The 8,388-nt window shown below is 38.9% G+C and carries 8 protein-coding genes and 1 pseudogene; 2 read left to right on the top strand and 7 right to left on the bottom strand.

The window, feature by feature from the left end:
• Nucleotides 1-62: 62 nt before the first annotated feature.
• The 6 genes and pseudogenes from ACVWXS_RS20760 to ACVWXS_RS20785 all read right to left on the bottom strand — a co-directional run bounded on the left by ACVWXS_RS20760 (nucleotide 63) and on the right by ACVWXS_RS20785 (nucleotide 5,682).
• Entirely contained in the window at nucleotides 63-668 is a 606-nt protein-coding gene (locus tag ACVWXS_RS20760; RefSeq protein WP_456959991.1) for a DedA family protein, read from the bottom strand.
• Between the two features lie 25 nt (nucleotides 669-693).
• Nucleotides 694-804 (bottom strand): annotated as a pseudogene (locus ACVWXS_RS20765) (D-alanine--poly(phosphoribitol) ligase subunit 2); the annotation flags it as partial.
• A 59-nt stretch (nucleotides 805-863) separates the two neighbouring features.
• Nucleotides 864-1,289, bottom strand: coding sequence for a MarR family transcriptional regulator (locus ACVWXS_RS20770; protein WP_456959992.1), 426 nt, complete (start codon nucleotides 1,287-1,289; stop codon nucleotides 864-866).
• 508 nt (nucleotides 1,290-1,797) lie between these two features.
• Entirely contained in the window at nucleotides 1,798-2,991 is a 1,194-nt protein-coding gene (locus tag ACVWXS_RS20775; protein WP_456959993.1) for an acyl-CoA dehydrogenase family protein, read from the bottom strand.
• Between the two features lie 10 nt (nucleotides 2,992-3,001).
• On the bottom strand, nucleotides 3,002-4,174 hold the full coding sequence (locus ACVWXS_RS20780; protein WP_456959994.1) for a saccharopine dehydrogenase family protein: 1,173 nt from the start codon (nucleotides 4,172-4,174) through the stop codon (nucleotides 3,002-3,004).
• Between the two features lie 26 nt (nucleotides 4,175-4,200).
• On the bottom strand, nucleotides 4,201-5,682 hold the full coding sequence (locus ACVWXS_RS20785) for an aldehyde dehydrogenase family protein (RefSeq protein ID WP_374964041.1): 1,482 nt from the start codon (nucleotides 5,680-5,682) through the stop codon (nucleotides 4,201-4,203).
• 414 nt (nucleotides 5,683-6,096) lie between these two features.
• Between ACVWXS_RS20785 and ACVWXS_RS20790 the strand changes: the two genes are divergently transcribed.
• Nucleotides 6,097-6,897 carry a TIGR00266 family protein gene (locus ACVWXS_RS20790; RefSeq protein ID WP_068985123.1) on the top strand — a complete coding sequence of 267 codons (801 nt, stop codon included), beginning with the start codon at nucleotides 6,097-6,099 and terminating at the stop codon, nucleotides 6,895-6,897.
• A 105-nt stretch (nucleotides 6,898-7,002) separates the two neighbouring features.
• Here the strand turns inward: ACVWXS_RS20790 and ACVWXS_RS20795 are convergent, their stop codons facing one another.
• Entirely contained in the window at nucleotides 7,003-7,965 is a 963-nt protein-coding gene (locus tag ACVWXS_RS20795) for a 2-hydroxyacid dehydrogenase (protein ID WP_456959995.1), read from the bottom strand.
• Nucleotides 7,966-8,065: 100 nt separating this feature from the next.
• Between ACVWXS_RS20795 and ACVWXS_RS20800 the strand changes: the two genes are divergently transcribed.
• The coding region (locus ACVWXS_RS20800; RefSeq protein WP_456959996.1) for a hypothetical protein at nucleotides 8,066-8,388 on the top strand (323 nt) is incomplete at its 3' end.

The raw sequence follows: 8,388 nt of genomic DNA on the forward strand, positions 1-8,388 counted from the left end.
GATGTGAAATAGCTCTAACTGTCTATGAGGCTTCTAATTTTTTACATAGAATAGTTTTCAAATTACTTTGTCTTTTGTACAAATAAACGTTTCAATTGTTTACGGAATCGGATAATAACCACAATTATAATACCGCCAAAAACAATCTTCCCGATGTGTTGTCCCATCATACTAAAGACATCATGCATTTTATCACCTAACCAGTAACCACCAATTAAGAAGAACGATACCCAAAACAGAGCACCTGAATAAATTATTATTGCAAAACGGCGAAATGATAAATTGATTATTCCTACAAAGTATCCAGTAAAATGACGTACACCTGGAATGAAGAATCCAATAAAAAGCAGGGAATATCCATATTTATCAAACCACATTTTCGTTAAATCGATTTTTCTCTGTGTTAAAAACACATACTTTCCATACTTTTGTACAAACGGCATACCTAGTTTATTACCTAGAAAATACTGAATCGTCATCCCAACACTTGTCCCAATAAACGATAGTATAATTAATATCAGTAAGTTTAAGTCTCCTGTATGTACTAAATACCCTGCATAAACTAATGCTGGCTCCCCTGGAAATGGAAAGGCGATATACTCTAACAGCAATCCAACTAATACAACATAGTATCCATACTGTTGAAATAATTCATAAATCCATCCCATGTCATCTCTCCAAAGGTTATTTTTTTCATCGTAGATCTCCCAATTTCTTAACAATCGTATTTGGTGTTTCCCATTTATCATGATCGAAATCTGAAATAGATACTTCAATATCTAAACGCTTTTGCAATTCTACTAACTAAAGATACTGTATTGATATTTCTCATTCTATTTTGCAATTTTAAATTCCATCTGTAATTACTCCATAGCTTCTTTTACTAGTATTTTTAACATTTTTTCAAATTGTTCTATTTCCTCTGCGGTACATCTTTTTTTCAAATTCATAATTATATTATTAATATAATTATCATTAAGACTGTAATACTCCATAAATTTATCTGTTACTTGAAGGTAATATACACGTTTATCTTTTTCGTCATTGAATTTTGTAAGATATCCTTTTTTAATCAATTTGTTGATTCTATACGTGGCATTCGGCTGTGATATATTAAAAAACTCTGCTAGCTCGCTATAGGTAGGCTTTTTCAAGAAATATACAACTTCAAGGCATGCCATTTCTACAGCACTTATATTTTCAATCTCTACTGTTTGACCTCGAGATGAATTTTTATAAAAATTCATAGCAAGTTTCATATACAAATCTTCAAAGAGTTCATTCAACACATTTATTTCTCCTTTCCACAATAAACTTAAAAATTTTTAATTAAAATATTTTAAGTTTATACTAAATCAAATAATCTTCATTGTCAATTGTTATAAAAAAACTAATTAAATACTGTAAAAAGGTTGATTGAAGAAGATTGAAGCGAGGTTCAGGTAATGATCTCAGGTTAGCAAGTAGCCTGTAGCGGAAATCAGCCTCTTCGAATGTATGAAAATGGTTACTCAACACACCTGAAATCTATCAATATTAAAAAGTGACCTTGTTTTATCAAATATTGTTCAAAGAGAGGTCGTTTTCTTTATTTTAAATTCAATGTTTGTGAGGAACTTTAATCAAACTTCATTACAAACCACAATAAGTAGTTACATGTCATTTTAAAGTTAAAATAAAAACAACCTAGCCTCCTCTCCTTAGAAAGGGGACCAAGTTGTTTTTCATTTGACATTTAGATCTGTGTATTCATGTGTTTAGAAAATAAACCTAATATAAAAAGTCTTGATAAGATGGTTACTCTTCAAATGGCCATCTCGGTAGCATTTTTGCTAGTGGCTTATCTTGACGTTTTCCTAATACATAGTCCGCCTGCATAACTGTATGAATCTCACGCGTACCTTCATAGATCACTGGAGCTTTCGAGTTACGTAAATAACGAGCGACTGGGTATTCATCCGAATAACCATATGCACCATAAATTTGTACAGCATCATCTGCTGCTTTATTGGCAAAATCACAAGCCTGCCACTTTGCTAATGATGTCTCTCGTGTATTGCGTACCCCTTTGTTTTTCAACTCACCAACACGATATACAAGCAAGCGACTCATTTGATAGCCCGCTTCCATTTTGGCAATCATTTGCCCAACTAGCTGATGCTCTCCAATAGATTTTCCAAATGTTTCGCGTTCATGACAGTATTTCACGCTCGCCTCGATACATGCTTGAATGAGACCGACAGCACCTGCTGCTACTGTAAAACGACCATTATCTAGCGCAGACATGGCGATTTTAAAACCTTCTCCTTCTTCTCCTAGACGATTCTCTACAGGTATACGTAGATCTTCGAAAAAGAGCTCCCCAGTATTGCCAGCACGAATACCGTATTTGCCTTTAATGGCCTTTGATGTGAAGCCCGCCATGGATCGCTCTACGATAAAGGCGCTAATACCATGATGTTTCTTCGCTTTATCAGTGTAGGCAAAGACGATAAAGTGGTCAGCTATATCACATAAGGAAATCCATGTTTTTTGCCCATTTAAGACGTAGTCATCTCCATCACGTACAGCTGTGGTAGACATCGCCGCTACATCTGACCCTGCGCCAGGCTCTGTTAAACCAAACGCCCCAATCCGAACACCTTTCGCCTGCGGAACAAGGTATTGCTGTTTTTGAGCCTCTGTTCCCCATTGCATTAAGGTCATACTATTCAACCCTGTATGAACTGAAACAGCTGTGCGAAACGCTGTATCTCCACGTTCAAGTTCTTCACAGACAATGGCCAGCGCATTGTAATCCATGCCACTGCCACCGTATTGTTCAGGTACGCAAACCCCCATTAGTCCAAGGTCAGCAAGTCTTGACCAAATCTTCGGATCAAAGCCACCTTCAGTATCCCACTTCGCAATATGTGGAATGATTTCATCATCTACAAACTGCCGGACTGTTTTTCGTAGTATTTCTTGCTCAGTAGTAAATTCGAAATTCAAGACTAGGCACCTACCATTTCACGATCATTGTAGATTTATGAGAGGTTTCCTTTATAACAACGCCTCTTTTTGCCATCTCTTCAATATAAGTATCACCTGGTACAATTGATTCAGGCGCAAATACACCGCGCTCTGTAATTTTATCTTCACCAATCATCTGTGCAACGACAGAAATTGTATTAGCTGTTGAACGAGCCATAGCTGTTTCATTAATCGTCATATCTTTACGCACAATCATTTCGTACTCATAAGTCACCTGCTGTTGTGCTTTTTCACCTGCTACAATAACACGCAGTAGTACTGCATCTTGTTTTGAACCAAGTTCAAGCTTCTTCTTAAGTGCCTCACGAACAACTGCACGCACAGGAACTTCCTGATCTTCTACCGCTACCTTATTACCAGCATCAAGGAATCCTAGGTCTGCTAATAGCTTAAATTTCTCTGCATGTCCCTTATAACGAATTGTTTTATATTCTAATGTGCTGACATTTGGGAATGTCTTATACAATGTCGATATGCCGCCAGATGTATAAAATGCCTCAAGCACACCAAAACCTTCGAAATAAATAGGTTCAACACCTGATAATGATGGAACTTCTTGAAGTTTGCCTTTTTGAATCGTCTTTGATGGCTCTGTATAATGATCAAAGACACCATCTAGAGAAAATACCCGTGTATAATGAAGAGGTGGCTTAGGCTCTGTAGGAATGCCGCCAACAAAAAGTTTAATCGATTCTACCTCATCTAATTTCGAAGCACCATAACCCGCTAATATGTTGACCATACCTGGGGCAACACCCAAATCTGGAATAATCGTTACACCTTTTGCTTTTGCCTCTTCATTGAGATCTAATATTTTTTCCGTTACACCGCCAATATGACCACCTAAATCTACGGAATGAACCCCCGCCTCAATGGCCGCTCTTGCTACACGTTCATTAAAGGAATAGAATAAAGCATTAACGACGACATCGCCTTTAGAGATGACCCCCATTAACGAGTCATCACGCTCCGCATGAAGCTCTACAACTTCAACCTTTTCTGTATTTAACGAGTCCACAAAATCTTGCGCTATTTTTACGTCTATATCCCCTAAAAACACACGCTCTACTTTGCTATTTTTTATTAAATCACGAGCTACCTCTTTCCCCATTAAACCTGCACCTAATACAACAACTTTCATCAAGAACATCCCCTTTCATTGATCTGTTATTCTGTATCGATTTGTGCTCTTTGTAATTTACCGCTATAGTCTACATAAATACTTTTCCATTCTGTATAAACATCCAAAGCAGCAACACCTGAATCACGGTGACCATTCCCCGTACCCTTTGTGCCGCCAAATGGTAAATGGATTTCAGCACCCGTTGTGCCTGCATTCACATAAACAATACCTGTATCTAAATCTCGTTGTGCGCGGAAAATCGTATTAACATTTTGTGAGAAAATTGAACTTGATAAGCCAAATTTTACGCCATTGTTTACTTCGATTGCTTCATCCAAACTTGCTACTTCAATTAGCGAAACGACCGGACCAAAGATTTCTTCCTGTGCAATAATCATGTCAGGCTTCACATTAGTAAATAGCGTAGGCTCATAATAAAACCCTTTATCATAAGGAGGCTCAGATAAAATTCTACCTCCAGCTAATAATGTCGCCCCTTCTTGTTTGCCGATTTGCACATAGTGATTAATTTTTTCCAATGCGGCTTTATTAATGACAGGTCCGATTTTTACGCCTTCATCTAGGCCGTCTCCAATTGTTAGCTTTCGCATTTCTTCCAATAGACGTTTTTCTAATTCCTCTCTTACATCTTTATGCACGATAACACGACTACATGCCGTACACCTTTGACCAGCAGTGCCAAATGCACTCCATAAGATGCCTTCAGTAGCTAGCTGTAAATCGGCATCATCCATAACGATGACTGCATTTTTTCCACCCATCTCCAATGAAACCTTTTTCAGATGTTTACCACCTAGCTCTGCCACCTTACTGCCTGTTGTTGTAGAGCCGGTAAATGAAATGACCTTGACGTCAGGATGTTCAATTAATGCAGATCCTACTGTTGGGCCTGTACCAAAGACAATATTTGCTACTCCGCCTGGTAAGCCCACCTCTTCAAAAATTTTGCCCATTTCATACGCCATCATTGGTGTCTCATTAGACGGCTTCCAAATAAACGTATTACCCGCAACAATTGCAGGGAACGACTTCCATGTAGCAATGGCAACAGGGAAATTCCACGGAGTTATTAAACCAACAACTCCAATAGGTGCTCGTACACTCATAGCAAATTTATTGGCAAGCTCAGACGGTGTTGTTTCCCCAAACAACCTACGCCCCTCACCAGCCATATAATAAGCCATATCGATTCCTTCTTGTACTTCACCTCTAGCTTCTTCGATGACCTTTCCCATTTCTTTTGTTAAAACGGTCGCCAAATGCTCCTTCTTCTCTTTCATTCTTTGACCGATGGCATATAAATAGTCAGCACGTCTAGGCGCAGGTACTAATGCCCAGCTTTTTTGTACTTGCTTCGCAACTGCTACCGCTTCATCTACCTCACTTGCCGTAGAACGCGGTATTGTAGCTAGCTGCTCCCCATTTGCAGGGTTGGTCACTACTATACTTTGCAAATGTGAATGTGATGTTACCCATTCACCACCGATATAGTTTTTGATTTCCACTACAAACACCCCCTGAAATATCTATGATGCCTCTGCTCCGTTGTTACCAGCCGCATCGCTTCGGACAGATATCATCTATTACAGAATAAAATGTGTCAAAATTCCGAATTTTCAATGGATGATAATCTATAAAGCTATACTTTCAGCTTAACAACATCGATGACAATCGCCAGAGGCTTTATTTTCTTTTAGCTAAACATAGATGAAGAGTCACTGATGGAATTCTTTTGTGAGCACTGGATATACAATCACAAAATTTTAGCTAAACGAAAATAAAATACACATTCTAGTTTTTTATATTCGACATTTCCTATCTTAATCCCTTTTTTTCTAAATTAATTAATTATACATTGAAACTAATGTGACTTATAATCGTATATATAACAAAATTACTTTTTTTGGAGGAATCCTATTATGAATAATCATGAAATTGACTACAAATTATATGGCGATGATATGCAATACGTGCAGGTTGAGCTTGATCCACAGGAAACAGTGGTAGCTGAAGCTGGCGCTTTAATGATGATGGATGATTCTATCCATATGGAAACAATCTTTGGTGACGGTTCACGCGGAAGCCAAGAAAATGGTCTTATGGGGAAATTATTCGGAGCTGGAAAACGCCTAATTACAGGTGAAAGTTTATTTATGACGACATTTACGAACGTTGGTTCAGGTAAACGTCATGTGTATTTTGCTTCTCCATACCCTGGTAAGATTATACCAATGGATTTAAGTCAATTAAACGGCAAAATTATTTGTCAAAAAGATGCGTTTTTAGCTGCCGCAAAAGGAGTTTCAGTTGGTGTTGAATTCCAGAAAAAAATCGGTGCAGGGTTCTTCGGTGGTGAAGGCTTCATTATGCAAAAGCTAGAAGGAGATGGTATGGCTTTTGTACATGCAGGTGGAGCAATTCACGAAAAAACGCTACAACCTGGTGAAGTATTACGTGTGGATACAGGTTGCTTAGTTGCTATGACATCCGATGTAGATTACAATATCGAAATGGTTGGGGGCGTAAAAACTGCATTATTCGGTGGTGAAGGTATCTTCTTTGCGACTTTAAAGGGTCCAGGTAAAGTATGGATTCAATCATTACCATTTAGCCGTTTAGCAAGCCGCGTCTTCGCTGCAGCACCAATTTCACAAGGCGGTGGCGGTCAATCCAGAGGTGAAGGCGGCATCGGCGGTTTATTTGATATGTTTAATAAATAATAGACGCTAGCCTTATTTTTAAAAGAGCACATCTTTTTTCGATGTGCTCTTTTAATGTTGTTGAAAAGCTATTGTGTTAATGAAATTAAGGCGTCATATTTGTCATTAATCTATTCGATTCGATGGAGCCTTGCCCTGCCCAAATGCAGTAAGAGCCTTAACGTTCAGCGTCAGCATAGCCGTTCTAGTTTGAAGTGAGGCACTACCGATATGCGGAAGTGCCAAAACATTTGGAAGCGTTAATAATGGGTGATCCAACGCAATCGGTTCATGTTCAAACACATCTAGACCTACTGCCCACAGCTTACCACTTTTCAAAGTTTCATATAGTGCATTCTCATCAATAATGCCACCTCGTGATGCATTGATTAACACCGCGTCATCTTTCATTAAAGCAAGTTCCTCTGCTCCTATAAGTCCTACCGTATCATTATTATACGGCGTCATAATCACAACAAAATCCGATTGCTGTAAAAGATCCTCCAACGACACATACTCAAATCCATACATTTCCTCAGCCTCATGGCGACGTCTACGATTGTTATATAAAATTTTCATATCAAACCCTTTTGCTCGTCTTGCAACAGCCTGTCCAATACGCCCCATGCCAATAATTCCTATAGTAGCTCCTGACACATCTTTACCTACTAATTGCATTGGATACCAGCTTTTCCATTTACCTTCACGTAAATATCGTTCGCTTTCTGGTATTCTACGAGCAGTCGCAAGCAATAATCCTATTACAAAATCAGCAGTTGTATTTGTTAAAACTCCTGGAGTATTTGTCGCCATTATTCCGCGCTTACGCAAAGCTTTAATATCAATATTATTAAATCCAACCGCTAAATTGGTCACGAGTTTTAAATTGGGTGCGTGTAATAATAACTCTTCATCGACTTGATCAGCAAGCGTTACCCACAATACTTCACAATCCGCGACAGCTGCCAGTAGTTTTTCTCGCGGTATAACAATTTCCTCTTCCTCCCATTGCTCGATATCATAATACTCTTTTAACGGCTCAACTATATGCGTTGGGAACTTACGTGTAATAAATAATTTCTTTTTCATATTCCGAACACCCCTCTATTTAATTCGCCTATAGCGTAACACTTAGAACGCGCATTTTCTAGGAATTTCTTATCTTTACATATGTGATTCTATCCCTTCGATGATTCTATCTGTCACTTTGGCGGTTCTTTCCGTCGTCCTTGCAGTTCTATCCGTCGCCTCGACTTCTATCCGTCGCTTCGATGATTCTATCCGTCACTTTGGCGGTTCTTTCCGTCGTCCTTGCAGTTCTATCCGTCGCCTCGACTTCTATCCGTCGCCTCGACTTCTATCCGTCGCTTCGATGATTCTATCCGTCACTTTGGCGGTTCTTTCCGTCGTCCTTGCAGTTCTTTCCGTCGTCCTTGCAGTTCTATCCGTCGCCTCGACTTCTATCCGTCGCTTCGATGATTCTATCCGTCACTTTGGCGGTTCTTTCCGTCG

It is taken from the genome of Lysinibacillus sp. TE18511 (assembly GCF_054062295.1).